The organism is Siminovitchia fortis (assembly GCF_003605365.2).
Classification (GTDB): domain Bacteria; phylum Bacillota; class Bacilli; order Bacillales; family Bacillaceae_C; genus Siminovitchia; species Siminovitchia fortis.
This window is the reverse complement of the sequence record NZ_QYTU02000015.1, coordinates 56,356-71,395: the sequence shown is the minus strand read 5'-3', so window position 1 is coordinate 71,395 and position 15,040 is coordinate 56,356. Positions and strand designations below refer to the sequence as shown.

General features: G+C 43.7%; 13 protein-coding genes and 1 pseudogene. 4 read left to right on the top strand and 10 right to left on the bottom strand.

The features are described from left to right. Positions 1-217 precede the first annotated feature (217 nt). From D4N35_RS08525 to D4N35_RS08515, 3 genes are all read right to left on the bottom strand, one after another. Entirely contained in the window at positions 218-2,134 is a 1,917-nt protein-coding gene (locus tag D4N35_RS08525) for a vWA domain-containing protein (protein WP_120072467.1), read from the bottom strand. Between the two features lie 11 nt (positions 2,135-2,145). After that, on the bottom strand, positions 2,146-2,985 hold the full coding sequence (locus tag D4N35_RS08520; protein WP_120072473.1) for an ATP-binding protein: 840 nt from the start codon (positions 2,983-2,985) through the stop codon (positions 2,146-2,148). Between the two features lie 127 nt (positions 2,986-3,112). Then, positions 3,113-3,655, bottom strand: a complete 543-nt coding sequence (locus tag D4N35_RS08515; protein WP_120072464.1) for a Rok-like winged helix domain-containing protein — start codon at positions 3,653-3,655, stop codon at positions 3,113-3,115. Positions 3,656-3,900: 245 nt separating this feature from the next. Here D4N35_RS08515 and D4N35_RS08510 point away from each other — a divergent pair, with 245 nt between their 5' ends. Both D4N35_RS08510 and sda read left to right on the top strand, forming a co-directional pair. Continuing rightward, positions 3,901-5,385 carry an aldehyde dehydrogenase family protein gene (locus tag D4N35_RS08510; protein ID WP_120072462.1) on the top strand — a complete coding sequence of 495 codons (1,485 nt, stop codon included), beginning with the start codon at positions 3,901-3,903 and terminating at the stop codon, positions 5,383-5,385. A gap of 184 nt (positions 5,386-5,569) precedes the next feature. After that, positions 5,570-5,683, top strand: coding sequence for a sporulation histidine kinase inhibitor Sda (gene sda / locus D4N35_RS08505; RefSeq protein WP_328591073.1), 114 nt, complete (start codon positions 5,570-5,572; stop codon positions 5,681-5,683). Between the two features lie 467 nt (positions 5,684-6,150). On the opposite strand, the gene D4N35_RS18680 is transcribed toward sda, so the two are convergent. From D4N35_RS18680 to D4N35_RS08490, 4 genes and pseudogenes are all read right to left on the bottom strand, one after another. Continuing rightward, positions 6,151-6,642 carry a DUF2935 domain-containing protein gene (locus D4N35_RS18680; RefSeq protein ID WP_438944415.1) on the bottom strand — a complete coding sequence of 164 codons (492 nt, stop codon included), beginning with the start codon at positions 6,640-6,642 and terminating at the stop codon, positions 6,151-6,153. Further along, positions 6,619-7,002: pseudogene (locus D4N35_RS18675) on the bottom strand (DUF2935 domain-containing protein); the annotation flags it as partial. The gene D4N35_RS18680 and the pseudogene D4N35_RS18675, both read right to left, overlap by 24 nt. A gap of 302 nt (positions 7,003-7,304) precedes the next feature. Further along, the gene (gene odhB / locus D4N35_RS08495; protein WP_120072460.1) at positions 7,305-8,564 is read right to left on the bottom strand and encodes a 2-oxoglutarate dehydrogenase complex dihydrolipoyllysine-residue succinyltransferase; all 1,260 of its coding nucleotides are present in this window, start codon (positions 8,562-8,564) and stop codon (positions 7,305-7,307) included. A 38-nt stretch (positions 8,565-8,602) separates the two neighbouring features. Next, the gene (locus tag D4N35_RS08490) at positions 8,603-11,449 is read right to left on the bottom strand and encodes a 2-oxoglutarate dehydrogenase E1 component (RefSeq protein WP_120072458.1); all 2,847 of its coding nucleotides are present in this window, start codon (positions 11,447-11,449) and stop codon (positions 8,603-8,605) included. Between the two features lie 394 nt (positions 11,450-11,843). On the opposite strand from D4N35_RS08490, the gene D4N35_RS08485 reads away from it, so the two are divergent. Next, positions 11,844-12,314 (top strand): Hsp20/alpha crystallin family protein, encoded by a 471-nt coding sequence (locus D4N35_RS08485; protein ID WP_120072456.1) that lies wholly within the window; start codon positions 11,844-11,846, stop codon positions 12,312-12,314. Positions 12,315-12,417: 103 nt separating this feature from the next. Further along, positions 12,418-13,686, top strand: a complete 1,269-nt coding sequence (locus D4N35_RS08480) for an MFS transporter (protein ID WP_120072469.1) — start codon at positions 12,418-12,420, stop codon at positions 13,684-13,686. A gap of 45 nt (positions 13,687-13,731) precedes the next feature. Here the strand turns inward: D4N35_RS08480 and D4N35_RS08475 are convergent, their stop codons facing one another. Genes D4N35_RS08475 through D4N35_RS08470 form a run of 3 tightly spaced genes read right to left on the bottom strand, consistent with a single transcriptional unit; the run spans position 13,732 to position 15,025 of the window. Next, positions 13,732-13,917 (bottom strand): H-type small acid-soluble spore protein, encoded by a 186-nt coding sequence (locus D4N35_RS08475; protein ID WP_120072454.1) that lies wholly within the window; start codon positions 13,915-13,917, stop codon positions 13,732-13,734. Then, on the bottom strand, positions 13,908-14,051 hold the full coding sequence (locus tag D4N35_RS18080) for a hypothetical protein (protein ID WP_164876319.1): 144 nt from the start codon (positions 14,049-14,051) through the stop codon (positions 13,908-13,910). The genes D4N35_RS08475 and D4N35_RS18080 overlap by 10 nt, the downstream gene beginning before the upstream one ends. A gap of 17 nt (positions 14,052-14,068) precedes the next feature. Next, positions 14,069-15,025, bottom strand: a complete 957-nt coding sequence (locus tag D4N35_RS08470; RefSeq protein WP_120072451.1) for a siderophore ABC transporter substrate-binding protein — start codon at positions 15,023-15,025, stop codon at positions 14,069-14,071. Between the last annotated feature and the right edge of the window lie 15 nt (positions 15,026-15,040).

The following is a 15,040-nucleotide window of genomic DNA, read 5'->3' as shown; positions in this document are numbered from 1 at the left end:
CTTAAATACAGGAATGCTTTCTTACTCTGCTAGAAAAGCGAAAGGCGGCTCCCTAGGGGCAACAAAACGCTGGCCGCCTAAGTCGCCACGTCCTCTGGCACCGGCGACACTGGGACTCCTTGTCCGTCGGAGTCCCTCCCTTTTTCGGTTATCAAAGCTCTCGAAAGAAGTCGTCTATACGATCCTAACGTACGATAGCCCGCCTCTTCAGGCGGGCTTATAAATTGATCGACTGGCGCAATAATTTTTTCAGCAAAGGAAACAGTACATCCGGCAGCTCATCCACATAAGGAGCAATGATGCTGCGATTGCCGTATATATTTTCAAAAACCCTTCTCTGCTCAAATTCCAGACCGGAATTGGATAGGAAAATATTAAAAACTTCTATCCCTTTTTTACGGACTTCCATGACCGCTTCGTGGGTATCCACAATTCCATTATCATAATCATATGCCGCTGGCTCCCCGTCGGAAAAAACGATAAGGAACTTTTGCTTTTCCGTTCTGTCAAGCAGTCTTTCGGCCGCAATTCTGATGGCATACCCGTCTCTATTATCCTCCATGGCATCCAGTTCCATAATTTCCGGGCCAGATAGTTGTTGCAAAGACTTTGAAAACGGAATAGCCTGAAAAAAATAATTAGGCTGATCATCCGCAGCCGCCTCGTTTGCATTCTCCCAAAAACCGATGACCTCATGAGGTACGGCTACAGACTTCAACGTTTCATGAAACAGAATGACCCCCCGCTTCGTCTCTTCCATTTTATCAATCATAGACGCCGAGCAATCTACGAGCAGAATAAACGAGGCATCGATTTCTTTCCCCGGATATGATTTTTTGTAAAAGAGTTTGGGATGTTCGTCCGTGAAGAAAGATAAAAGGTTTTTTCCAAGGCGTCCCATTTGCAAATGTGTCCGGGGATCTGTCTCTTTCTTTTCCATTATGCGTTCAATGATGTTTTTTAGTTTTTTATGGTAAAACCTAACATCTTTTTCTAGTTTTCCATACACAGCCATTGCCTCTTTATCCGGTTTTCGGGCTTTTAGAAATACTGGGCGCGCGTTCTTATTGGCTCTTCCATATTTACTTTTTCCTTCGAGGGCTTCGGACTCATCCGGACTGGTTAATTCCAGCCTGCTATAATCCTTTTTGTCCGTTTGCTTGCTCCGGCCCTGCACAACCGCAAGCGCCTGATCCCCTTCTTCCCCCTCTCTTTCACTGCCGCCGGCAATATCGGTCTTTGTCCCCTGATCCAATTCGAATTGCATAAAGCTCTTTCCCGGCCTGTCCGTTTCCCTGTGCCATGTCTTCATTTCCTCTTCTTGCACATGTTCATCTCCGCCTGCTTTTTCTTCTGCCATATCATCGTTTTGCAGAGGATCTTTTCTTAAAAGATCTAAAAACGACGGGTCGTCCGAAAAATTTTGCTCACGTCCCGGCAAATGAAAATATTCATTGATCATGTCCGATTTTAAAACCGGGGCTGCCCTTTCCATGACCCTTAGGCAAATATCCGCAGCATCCTTGGTAGAATTGGCATCATACAAATCTTCAATTTCGCTGCGGATAAAAGGAATGCTCTCGTCAATTTCCTGATTAAAGGATGGGGTTGTCAGCACCGGGCTGCCGGAGTTCAAAAACAGATAAACCAAGTTGAACAATGCATCCGCAAAAAAATTTTTCTCTAAATTGACAATTAATTGGGAATTGAAGTATTCTGTGTACATTTTCCGCCTGACACCAAATTCATTCCCCATTCCAGGCCTTTCCTTTTTACATAGCTCCTCAACCCTTAAATCTTCAGCAAGCATAAGAAGCTGTCCTGCAAAACGAGGAACTGGAAAAGTAACCATAATATCCCTGAATGCATCAACAGCCTGAAAATCGGTAAAGCTCCTGTTCCCAAATGCACGCAAATACACGTCACTCTTCATGCCCGATTTCTTTATCCCTTCCGGCCGATGATTCCAGAAATGGCTGACAAACACTTTTCGGTCCCTTGTGCTTAAATAGGAGTGCACACGAAACTCCGTTTCATAAAGTGCAGATTTTGCCAGGGTTTTAGCCAGATCCGAAAGTTCCAGCAAAAGAAACGTGTCGGCTTTTTCATCATTGAAATCAATGAAGCGATACATACCTGCCACCTCTATTTAAACAGCGTCGAGGCAATATTCAACACAGCTGCCTTCTCCCGCTCTTCCTCCAGTTTATCGGAAATTCCTCTGCGAACCGCCCTGAGCGGCTCCATATAGACCGCAAGATCACAAGTGTCAATCAGCGCTCTGACTGACGCCGCTTCCTCGGGTATGATTCCGCTCTTGACCTGGACAAGCAAATCGGCCGATAACCGAACAAATTGATCGATCATTTTCTCATTGTCCAATTTGCTCTCCTGTTTGATGACATTTCTTAATACTTCTCCCTGGACATAAGGGATATCGATGATGATAAATCTGTTTTTCAAAGCTTCATTCAATGGAACCGTCCCGACATAACCTTCATTGACCGCCGCAATAACGCCGAATGTCTCTTTCGCGTGTATGACTTCTGCCGTCAAAGGATTCGCCAACATTCTTCGATAATCCAATATGCTGTTTAAAATGGGCAATGTTTCAGGCTTTGCCATATTAATTTCATCAATATATAAAAGATGGCCTTTCTCCATTGCATTTATGACAGGACCCGGAATAAATTCAATCTTGCTTGCCCCTTCGTTTTGGGTAATCGTTTTGAAGCCGAGAAGTGCTTCCGTATCTGTATCAACGGAACAATTGACACTTTGCATCGGCTGGCCGAATAATTTTGACAATGATTCCGCAAGTTTTGTTTTACCGGAGCCTGTGGGGCCTTTCAATAAAATATTTTTTCCGAGTGACAAAGCAATGACAGCATCCAGCAAAAGTGTCTCATCCTCCGCCAGAAATCCATGTTCGCCGATCAATTCCTCTTGGTAAAAAGAGAATGCCCGCTTTCTCTTGTCTATCATGTTTTGAATATCACCGGGCAGTTCTGCTAGATTCAACGTGAACAATCCTTTCTTCTTCGCAATTCAAATTTCTATATCATTTTATCAAATCAACCGCAAAGAAAAAAAGCGTGCTGTTTCAGCATGCTTATTGTTCACTGCTCAGAGCGTCATTCATATCATCTGTACCAAGGAAGATTGTTTTCGTGCTTTGGGGCTCCTGATCATACGTATATAAGCCGCGTCCGATTTTAATGATTTTCGGATCCGCTTTCGTAATGGTATTCATAAAGGTTGTCATATTGGCGATTTGAAACCCCGTCTGCTCTTCGATAATCCGTTTTAGATCTATTCCTCTGATCGGTGCGTTCTGTTCTTTTAAAATCCTGATAGCCGTATCCCGCATTTTGGTGGTTTTGCTCCTTCTGGATGGCCTTGCCCTTCTTGACTTCGTCATTTCCGGGCGGTTCTGTTCAAAATTCTCATCAGGTGCTTCCAAATATTTGTTGACGGATTCCAGTAAATGAAACTCTTCGTCCGAAGCGGCTGTATCCGAACCTTCCTCCCTATCAAGTTCACGCAGCCGATTGAATATAAACGCCCTTTCCTTTTGAAACACCCTGGCCAGCCTCTCTTCCGCATCCTGCATTTGCTCCAGCCTCAATTTTAACGCGGCTCTTTCATCAAACATTAAAACCTCTCCTTCAATTTTGATCTGATATGTTCATTATAAAATGTCCAAACGAAAATAGTAAGAAAAAAATGATAATTAATAAAAATATTTTTATTCCTTTTCGAAACTTGTCAATTTATGCAGACAAGTTTTCCAAGGGTTTTATTTGTAAATTTAATATATTCATAGTAGACTTGTATTTGGAAGCGGTTACCTAACTTCTTCAGCCAGTTTCCTTGGAAAATATTTTAAGGAGGAGTTCAATGAGCCAAGTAACAATGGATGTAAAAGAGAAGGTGGAAAAGTTTTTACAGGGGACAAAAAATCTTTATATCAATGGAGAGTTTGTTGAAAGTGCGGATGGAAAAACTTTTGACACCCCCAACCCTGCCACGGGAGAAACACTGGCCACTTTATATGAAGCGGGCGCGGAAGATATAGATCGCGCAGTAAAAGCTGCACGAAAAGCATTCGACGAAGGTAAATGGTCCAAAATGAGCGCAGCTGCCAGAGGGCGGCTAATGTACAAGCTTGCGGATTTAATAGAAGAGAATAAGGAAGAGCTTGCGCAGCTGGAGACCCTTGACAACGGAAAGCCCATCCGTGAAACAATGAATGCAGACCTTCCTCTTGTTATTGAGCATATGCGCTATTATGCAGGTTGGACGACAAAGATTACAGGACAGACGATTCCTGTATCAGGGCCATTCTTTAACTATACGCGCCACGAGGCTGTAGGTGTAGTAGGCCAAATCATTCCATGGAACTTCCCGTTATTGATGGCGATGTGGAAGCTTGGGGCAGCGCTCGCCACCGGATGTACCGTCGTATTGAAACCTGCGGAACAAACGCCGCTTTCCGCATTATACTTAGCTGAACTCATTGAAGAAGCAGGATTCCCGCCAGGGGTCGTTAATATTGTACCAGGCTTTGGTGAGCCTGCAGGATCTGCACTTGTGAACCATCCGGATGTGAACAAAATCGCATTTACAGGCTCGACAGAAGTTGGAAAGAAAATCATGGAGCAATGCGCAAAAACCGTTAAGCGCGTCACTTTGGAGCTTGGTGGAAAGTCTCCAAACATCATCCTTCCTGACGCGGACTTGACCAAAGCCATTCCAGGAGCGCTGAACGGTGTCATGTTCAACCAAGGACAGGTATGCTCCGCCGGTTCACGTGTGTTCATCCAAAAGAAAAACTTTGACAATGTGGTAGCCGATATGGCCTCCCATGCGAAAAACATAAAACAGGGTGCCGGGTTGAACCAGGATACTGAAATGGGGCCGCTCGTTTCGGCTGAACAGCAAAACCGAGTATTGAACTACATCGAAAAGGGGCTCAGTGAAGGGGCTGAACTGCTTACAGGCGGACAGAAACCTCATGACCAGGGTTATTTCGTAGAGCCGACTATCTTTGCGGATGTCAGGGACGACATGACAATCGCCAAGGAAGAAATCTTTGGTCCAGTTATTTCCGCCATGCCGTTCGAGGATCTTGATGAGTTGATTGAACGTGCAAATAACACCGAATATGGATTGGCAGCGGGCCTGTGGACGCGTGATGTGGCAAATGCACACTATGTGGCAAACCGTCTTCGCGCCGGAACTGTTTGGGTCAACTGCTATAATGCCTTTGATGCAGCTTCTCCGTTTGGCGGGTTTAAGCAGTCAGGCCTTGGAAGAGAAATGGGTTCATACGCCCTGAATAACTATACTGAAGTTAAGAGCGTATGGATCTCGATGAAATAAAACCTAATACGGAGTCCCCTTTTAGAGGACTCCGTTTTTCATGTTAAAAACCGGTCGAAAATTGTCGCTTTTTGTTAGATTAATTTCAACAAAACGCTTTCAAATTTATCCGAAAACAGGTAAAATAAAAAATGAAAACAAAGAATTATTCAATTTCACGAGGAGGTTTTTGCACTTGAAGATTATGACCAATGAACAGTTAGTTGCAGCCTACCGAGACGCGAAAAAGAATGATCATGGTGCCGATTGGATACGTCTATTGAAAATGGAAATCAGAAAACGGGGCCTGAATCCGTAAAGTTGAAAACTTTTAGCATATAAATAAAACTCGCGTGCCTGGATGGCACGCTTTTTTAATCGTNGCCTGAATCCGTAAAGTTGAAAACTTTTAGCATATAAATAAAACTCGCGTGCCTGGATGGCACGCTTTTTTAATCGTCCAGGAAATTATAAAAATTTCATGTCTGTGGATAACTTATCTTTGTCTAGCTACAGCGCTCAGCGACTAGCAAACTTCGCGCCTGATGTGCTCCTGCGGCGTAGCTTATTCGAGGATGTTTGGCGAACATCATAGCAAAGCTGCACGACGCCAACTCGAGGAAGCATCACACGAAGTCATCTCAAGTAGCGGCTTTCCTACGATAAGTCAACATCGGCTCATTCTTCGCCGTGTTTCCTTTATCTCGTCGGAGGCACTCCAGTTTGTACGTCGCAAAACGAGCGCTTGCGCTTTTCTTGTTAACATATCTGTACCATAAATCAATTTTACTTTTCAATCCGCGGTTTGGCGGGATTACAAGGAGGTGCGGTTTCCTTTGTAGATTCAGCCAGTTTATATAGGTAATAGCATTCCTCCCTGTACATATGATCCGCCATCAGGGCAGGAAAGGTCCCGAGCGCTTCGGCAGATATATCAAGCTCAAGCAATTCATTTAAAAACATTTGAAATGCTTCGATCTCAAGCTTCGCATCGTTGTTCAACCGTGCCAATGCCGGAAATTCATACATTTTTGTCCGCAAATAACCGGCAAACTCAACAGCTTTTAAATAAAAATCCTCAAAATGCTCCGTAAATATTTGACTCTTTTCCTTCAGCCTCTTTTCAACAGCATCCATATTATCGTTAATGGCCCCCGCATGTCCATAAGCATCCTGCAGCCAGAGCAAATGGTGATGGAGCTCGTGGACAACAGGCGGCGACTCCTCTTTTTTAAAATAACCGATAATCCTTTCATACTCCTCCAATTCATTGATCATGTGGTTGATAAACGTTGGAGACAAATGAATTTTAATCTTTTTGACAAGATGCCTTTCCAGTATCGAAAGTTTAAAAACTTTTAAATGGCTCACATGTTCTTCCGCGCGGGAGGTCNATCAATGTTCTCAGCCTGTTTTATTCAATTTAACTGTTAAAGTCGGGAAAGTCAACATACCTTTTATATCGTTCATTTTCCGGGCTTCATTCAGCAGTTCATCAAATATTCTTTTAAAGCCCTTTGCTTGGTCAACATCCCTTTTTTCTGAAGGACTTAAAGACTCCAGTATAAACCTTGAATGATCACCAAGCACTTGCAGCCAGAACTCGTGCTCAAATTTAAGCTCTTGCAGTGTCAACATCAAGTTTTCCTTCACCCCTTTTTGTATCCTCTCCCTATAAGGTTATTCACCCCCAGCCTTTGATATTTTAATTGCACACAAAAAGACCACCTGATGAACAGTGGTCTTTTTGAAAAGGAAGGAACTAAGTTTTCTATTTAAATCAATTGCTTTATGTCCAGCTCCAGCGCCTATCGACTAGCAGACTTCGCACCTCCTCCTACGATAAGTCAACATCGGCTCGTTCCTCGCCGTGTTTCCTTTATCTCGTCGGAGGCACTCCAGTCTGTACGTCGATGGGCAAGGCGCTTGCGCTTTTCTAACTATCCTTCAAGAAGAAGGTCTTCCGGATTTTCCAGCAGCTTTTTAACTGTGACCAGGAATCCGACCGCTTCTTTTCCATCAATGACACGGTGGTCGTATGATAGAGCCACATACATCATCGGACGGTTCTCCATCTTTTCCGCGTCAATGGCAACAGGCCGTGTCTGAATCGTATGCATTCCTAATATACCGACTTGATTTCCGTTCAAAATTGGCGTAGACAGCAAGGAACCAAACACACCACCATTTGTGATCGTAAATGTTCCGCCTTGCAAATCGCTGAGCGCCAATTTATTGTCACGCGCTTTTTTCGCTACTTTCAGGATGTCATCCTCAATTTCAGCGAAGTTTTTGCGGTCACAATCGCGAATGACCGGCACGACAAGCCCTTCATCCGTCGAAACAGCTACTCCAATATCATAATATTTCTTATAGACAAGCTCGTCTTCCTGCAGCTCCGCATTGACTGCAGGATATTTTTTCAATGCCGCTACAACGGCTTTTGTGAAAAATGACATGAATCCAAGTTTTACATCATGCTCTTCATAGAACTTGTCTTTCTTGCGTTTACGCAGTTCCATGACTGCTGTCATATCGATTTCATTGAATGTAGTCAACATGGCTGCCGTTTGCTGGACTTCAACAAGCCTCTTTGCTATTGTTTGGCGGCGGCGTGAAAGCTTTACGCGTTCAACCGGTTTTCCCGGCACATCCTGGACGGCTGCAGCAGATTTTGCCTGGGGAGCTGCAGCAGGCTGCTTAGGCTGATTTGAATAAACTTCTACATCCTGTTTCCGTACCCTTCCAAGCGGATCGACAGTCGGGACTTCTGTTAAATCGATGCCTTTTTCCCGGGCTAATTTACGTGCAGCCGGAGAAGCGATCGGGCGCTCCTTCGAATCTGCCTCGTGCTTTTCTTCTTGCTGTGCCGGGGCTGGGGCCTGCTCTGCTTCTGGTTGCTCAGGAGCTGCAGCCTGTTCTTGTTTGGGGGCTGCTTCCGGCGCCGCAGCAGCATTAGCCGAAGCACTCTCATCGACAATTGCAATCACATCGCCGACATTGACTGTTTCGCCTTCCTCTGCCTTAATCTCTTTAACTACTCCGGCTTCCTCCGAAATGATTTCCACGTTTACTTTATCGGTTTCAAGCTCGACAATATATTCTCCTTTTTCAACGTAATCGCCCGGTTTTTTTAACCATTGTGCGATGGTCCCTTCCATGATAGATTCTGCAAGTTCAGGTACTTTAATTTCGGCCACTTTTTATCCTCCTCTAAGTTTAACGGATGTATTCAAAATCATTCTGATTTTGTAAACACTGATTGTACGATACGGCTTTGAGCTTCTCTGTGGGCAGATGGGTCGCCTTCCGATGGACTTGAACGTCTCCGGCGTCCTTCATATCTTATATCGACGCCTTCCGGCCTAATCTCCCTTATATAAGAAATAACGTGAAGCCAGCCGCCCATATTTTTCGGCTCCTCCTGCACCCAGACAATCTCCTTCAGATTTGGGTACCTTGATAAAATATCTGCAATTTCATTTTTCGGGAATGGGTAGAGTTCCTCGACCCTTAAAATATGCAGCCAATCCACGTCCTTTTCATCTTTTAGCTGCTCTTCCAAGTCAATAGCTATTTTTCCGCTGCAAAGTGCAATCCGTTCGACCGCTTCGTGGTTTTCTCCCAAGCCCGGCTGTTCCATGACGGACTTGAACGATCCTTTCGTTAATTCTTCCACTTCCACAGAGGCAAGCGGGTGACGGAGCAGGCTCTTCGGAGTCATGATGACAAGCGGTTTAACCTCATCTTTGTTCAATATCGCTGCCTGTCTTCTTAAGATATGGAAATACTGGGCCGCATTTGACAAGTTGGCAACAATCCAGTTATTCTCTGCGGCACTTTGCAGGAATCTTTCTACCCGTCCGCTTGAGTGCTCCGGTCCTTGGCCTTCATAACCGTGCGGCAAAAGAAGGACCAGCCCTGATTTTTGCCCCCATTTTGCCCTGCCGGAAGAAATGAATTGGTCAAAATATACTTGGGCCATGTTGGCAAAGTCACCGAATTGCGCCTCCCAAATAACCAGAGTTTCCGGGGCAAAGACGTTATAGCCGTATTCAAATCCTACTACTCCGGCTTCAGTCAGCGGGCTGTTATATAGGGCAAATGAGGAATTGACACCGGATAAATGATGCATCGGAATGTATTCTTCCCCTGTTTTTACATCATGGAGCACAAGATTCCTTTGTGCAAAGGTACCGCGCTGCGAATCTTGCCCCGACATTCTTAACGGAGTACCGTCTTTCAGTATTGATGCGAACGCAAGAGCCTCGGCGTGTGCCCAGTCTATTTTCCCATTTTCTTTAATTACATTTGCTCTTCTTTGCAAAATCCGTTCAAGCCTCGGGAAAACATTGAAATCTTCCGGCCATGTGATCAATTCCCGGTTGATCGTTTCCAAATCATCGATATTAACTGAGGTATCGATTTTCGGAAGCTTTTTGACTACATTTTCAGGAGGATTCATGACAATATCAGGATTGCTGTCCGCCTTTGGAAGGTTGTCATATGCCTTTTGCAAGATTGATTGTATATCCTTATCAATGTTTTCAACTTCTTCTTTTGTCAGAAGCCCCTCTTGGATTAGTTTTTCCGCATAAATTTCCTTGGAAGTAGAATGATTTTTAATGGTGTTATACATAAGCGGATTTGTCACCATCGGCTCATCCATCTCATTATGTCCGTAACGGCGGTATCCGACCAAATCGATAATGAAATCCTTATGGAAAGACTGCCGATATTCGTGAGCCAAAGCAGCTGCAGCCAGGACAGCTTCCGGATCATCGGCATTAACATGCACAATCGGGATTTCAAAGCCTTTCGCGACGTCGGAAGCATACAATGTCGAACGTGAGTCACTGCTTTCGGTTGTAAATCCAATCATGTTATTGGCAATGATGTGTATGGAACCGCCGGTATTGTATCCCTTTAAACGTCCCATATTCAACGTTTCCTGTACAATCCCCTCTCCGGGGAAAGCTGCATCACCATGAACGACGATCGCAAGGCAGTTATCCATGTCCTGCCTTGGATAGCCCTGTACATTGCGGTCTTCCTGGGCAGCCCGGGTAAAACCGTCCACAACGGGATTGACGACTTCAAGATGGCTCGGGTTATTGGCAAGGGTGATTCTTGTTGTTGCAGTCGTCCCCCTCTTCAACTTCCTGTCGGCACCGAGGTGATACTTCACGTCTCCCGTCCAGCCGTACGTGATGCCGATTGAACCTTCCGACGGAATGAGTTCCTTATTGGGTGCCTGCTGAAATTCGGAGAAAATCAATTTATACGGTTTTTGGAGCACATGGGCCAAAACATTTAGGCGGCCGCGGTGCGCCATTCCGATATTGACAGTCCTGGTGCCGGTTTCTACAGCAAGACTGATGACTTCATCCATCAAAGGAATAAGTGTCTCCAGGCCTTCGACTGAAAAACGTTTCTGCCCGACGAATGTACGGTGTATGAACTTTTCAAAGCCCTCCACCTCAGCCAGACGCGTCAATAAGTTGATTTTTCTTTCTTTGCTCAGTTCCGCAAAATATCCGCCTTCTTCAATATTTTGCTGCAGCCAGTTCCTTTCGTCCAATTCATGGACATGATTATATTCAAATGCAAGTTTTTTTGTATATACTTCTTTTAAATGATTGATCGCATCAAGTCCGTCCTTCAAATTAGATGGAGCATTAGGAGAAATAAATGAAGCCGGAATCTGTTTTAAATCCTCTTCCGTCAAATTATATTCAGAAAGCTCAAGCCTTCTTGTATTCTTGTCTTTGCGGCGAATCGGATTGATATCCGCTATCAGATGGCCATATGTACGAATATTATCCGCATATTTGACAGCGGCAACAAGCTTGCTCAGCCGGTTGTGCGTCGCAGGCATTTGGAAGGAGACGTCTGCCTGCCCTTCAGTCGTTTCAACCTGCTTGGCCGTAGCCGGCGCACCCCATTGATCGAATGCCTCTTTCATTTCAGGATCGACACTGTCAGGATCTTTGAGGTATTGTTCATACAACTCCATTACATAGCCAAGATTCGGCCCGGAAAACTGTGCCCAAGGCGATTCTTGATAAGACGCTTGTCTGCTCATTTGTTAAAAACCTCCATCATGAAGCTCTTAATTTATTTTTAAACCGGATGCTGTGTATTTATAAATCCGGCCAAAATAATACGGGTCAACCTAATCAAACCTCAAGTGCAATTCCATTTTATCACTGCGGCCAATTTAGTAAAAGGCAAATGTCATTTTTTAGACAAATTCAATCAAATTATGCATAATATCGGTTCAAAATCAGCTTTCAACTTATAAAAATCACAGCCTGTACACATTTATGTCAAATTTTCCATATACCATCTTACTACTCTTCAAGAAAAATTCAAATATAATTGCCTCTTCCCTCTTATTCTGCCGGCAAGGCCTTGGTTGTTGCGCGTTTTCGACGTTGCGCATATACTATTATGATTTATTCAAGGGGGGTGGTTGAGTGTTTCCTTGGGGGAAATTTCCTTTTAATGAGGATTTAAAAAAGATGACAGAACAGATGAAGCCGGCGGACATCCAATCTTATGTAAATGATATGATCAAAAAATATATCCCCTCCCAATGGGACAACTCGGCTGAAACAGAGACTGCAAACCCCTTTAATGCCCCAAACGCTGATCAAGGCCGGCAAACCAAGCCGGATGCGGACGTTTTCGAAACGTTTGATTATGTATTCATACGGATAAAGCTTCAAAGCGAGGAACAGCAAAAACGGATGAAATTTTTCCATACATCCAACCAGGCCATCATTGAAAATTTTTTTGAAATGGGAGACAGACATACGATCACCCTGCCATGCCTCGTCAAAAGGAAGGGTGCCACAGCCTTGGTGAAAGACCTTATTCTTGAAGTGCAAATCCCCAAAAACGTTGATATGCAATATACCGAGGTTGATATTTCCGAAAAGTTATAATGGGAATTTCCGGCATTTCCATCTGAAAAATGTCTGTTGTGATAAAAAAGCGGGAATCTGGGCATATTACTACTGCTTATACTTCACTTTGAAAGGAAAATGCATGACAACATTTGATAAGTTGGAATTTGGCCATTCAGATAGTGAACTTGCGGAAAAAAAGTGGTCCATCGTATCCGTTGCTTCTATTCCGCTCATTATGACATTGGGCAACTCCATGCTGATTCCGGTATTGCCTTTAATGGAAAGAAAGCTTGATATCACAAAACTGCAATCCAGTCTTATCATAACTGTCTATTCAATAGTGGCCATTTTCCTGATTCCAATAGCCGGTTTTTTATCTGATAAGTTCGGGAGAAAAATCGTCATCATCCCGTCTTTGATTATTGCGGGAATCGGAGGGCTTATTGCAGGTTGGGCAGCATGGAAAATGGATTCACCTTATTTCATCATTCTGTCAGGAAGAATTTTGCAGGGTGTGGGAGCAGCCGGAGCCTTCCCTATCGTGCTTCCGCTTATTGGAGACATGTTCAAAAGGGATAAGGACGTAAGTGCCACCCTCGGCGTCGTGGAAACATCCAACACTTTTGGAAAAGTACTAAGCCCCATTCTGGGCTCTTTCCTTGCCGGAATACTTTGGTTCCTGCCTTTTTTGTCCATACCTGTATTTTCGCTTATTTCTCTCCTGCTAATCATGTTCCTGGTAAAAAAACCAAAAGATGATCAGCATGAACTCTCATTTGGAAGGTTCCTGATAAATATAAAAAAGATTTTTTCTGAACACTGGCGATGGCTTACTGCGGTGTTTGTCATTGGTGCCATTCTTATGTTCGTGCTGTTCGGCATGCTTTTTTACTTATCTTCCATTTTGGAAGACGACTACGGATTTGACGGTATCCAAAAGGGCCTTTTGCTTGCAATCCCCCTGGCTTCCCTTTGTATTGCATCTTTTACTTCCGGCAAATGGATTAAAGACAGCCTGCCAAAAATGAAATGGATCACTTTTTTCGGAATCGTGTTAATGGGAGGCATGATCATAACTGCTTTATTATCTAAGAAATTCATTTTTTTAATCACCGTTTTTGCGCTGTGCGGAATAGGAATTGGAGCGGCACTTCCCTGCCTTGACGCCATTTTGACCCAAAGTATTGAAAAAGAGATGCGAGGCACAATCACTTCGATATTCAGTTCGATGAGATTTGCGGGAGTGGCAGCAGGGCCGCCGGTGATTGCCATTATGATGAACCAAGGAAATAAAAGCATGATCTTCCTATTGGCAGGCTTGAGTGCCGTTTCGGCAATTCTGGCATTTATGGCGATCAAGCCTGAAAAAGAAAAAAGTGCGCCGAAAACAAATCCGGCGCTTGAATGAAACGCTGCCGCCGCAGCGTTCCTTTTACTTCCTGAAATTAAGAGGCTACTCCTCCAGCAATTGGGATATTTCAGCATGGGACCTTTCTTCAAATTTGTTCGGCCCCCGTAAATGGACGGTTGCTGTTTTTCCATCTTCATTAATTTTATCAATCCATACAGATACACCATTGTATTTCACTTCAATATCGGCTGATGACGATAAAATTTGCTTAATGCGGTTCAAGTCCACTTTAAATCACTCCCTGACATTTTTCTTATATCATGTAACAGAAAGTGAAAATTATTCTTTATGGAGAGAGCGGTTCTCGGCATAACCTGCCGTACTTTTCCTTCTTCAATACGTGTAAAAGCCGCTGCATCCATTGCAGCGGCCCCCTTTATCAGTAAGCTTGTTCTACACTCTTGATCATTGCCTTCATAGACTGCAGACCTCCGCCGGAAAGGTACCAGTAATCTGCATCAAGGTAAATGATTTTTCCATCTTTATAAGCGGTTGTCTTCTTCACCAAGTCATTTTCAATTGAATCTTTTGCAGGGGCAGCATTTTCTTCAATCGCTGCATTCCTGTCAATCACAAATAAAATATCCGGGTTTGTTTCTAAAATATATTCAAAAGAAATACCTTGGCCATGTGTTGAAACCTCGATGTTTTCATCGGCTGCTTTAAAACCGAATACATCATGGATTATGCCGAATCTTGATTTGGGGCCATAGGCACTTACTTTTCCTTCATTTGCCAATACGACCAACGCTTTTTTATCAAGAGATTCTGTTTTTTCTTTCACAGCAGCAATTTGGCTGTCGATATCTTCAAGCTCTGTTTTGACTTGTTCTTCCTTATCAAAAATTTTGCCGAGCGTATTCATATTGTCTTTAAAAGACTCTGTATAATTGTTAAAGTCAATCCCCATATATACGGTAGGGGCAATTTCGGCAAATTGATCATATAATTCAGCCTGGCGGGAGGAAATAAAGATGACATCCGGATTCAACTTATGGATGGCTTCAAAATCAGGTTCCTTCAAGCTTCCTACATTCGTATAGTCATTGCCGGCATATTTTTCAAGATAAGCAGGGATTCCCATCTGCGGTACACCCGTTACTTCAACGCCTAATTCATCAAGAGTATCAAGTACACCAAAATCAAAGACAACGACTTTTTTCGGGTTTTTCTTGATGGCTGCTTCCCCGTATTCATGTTTGATTGTCATTTTTTCAGCTTGTTTTTCCTTATCTGAGTCATTTCCGCTGCTGGATTGGCCTTCTTCTTTCGATCCGCAAGCCGCAAAAACAACTACAGCTATCAATAGCATGATCAATGATGTCCACTTTTTCATTTTTAATGAATCTCC

Bases quoted from the DNA above. Each gene is read 5' to 3' on its own strand.
- D4N35_RS08510 (WP_120072462.1), top strand. From the start codon at position 3,901: ATGAGCCAAGTAACAATGGATGTAAAAGAGAAGGTGGAAAAGTTTTTA.
- D4N35_RS08470 (WP_120072451.1), bottom strand. From the start codon at position 15,025: ATGAAAAAGTGGACATCATTGATCATGCTATTGATAGCTGTAGTTGTT.
- D4N35_RS18080 (WP_164876319.1), bottom strand. From the start codon at position 14,051: ATGGATGCAGCGGCTTTTACACGTATTGAAGAAGGAAAAGTACGGCAG.
- D4N35_RS18680 (WP_438944415.1), bottom strand. From the start codon at position 6,642: ATGATCAATGAATTGGAGGAGTATGAAAGGATTATCGGTTATTTTAAA.
- D4N35_RS08520 (WP_120072473.1), bottom strand. From the start codon at position 2,985: ATGATAGACAAGAGAAAGCGGGCATTCTCTTTTTACCAAGAGGAATTG.
- D4N35_RS08525 (WP_120072467.1), bottom strand. From the start codon at position 2,134: ATGTATCGCTTCATTGATTTCAATGATGAAAAAGCCGACACGTTTCTT.
- D4N35_RS08490 (WP_120072458.1), bottom strand. From the start codon at position 11,449: ATGAGCAGACAAGCGTCTTATCAAGAATCGCCTTGGGCACAGTTTTCC.
- D4N35_RS08515 (WP_120072464.1), bottom strand. From the start codon at position 3,655: ATGTTTGATGAAAGAGCCGCGTTAAAATTGAGGCTGGAGCAAATGCAG.
- sda (WP_328591073.1), top strand. From the start codon at position 5,570: ATGACCAATGAACAGTTAGTTGCAGCCTACCGAGACGCGAAAAAGAAT.
- D4N35_RS08480 (WP_120072469.1), top strand. From the start codon at position 12,418: ATGACAACATTTGATAAGTTGGAATTTGGCCATTCAGATAGTGAACTT.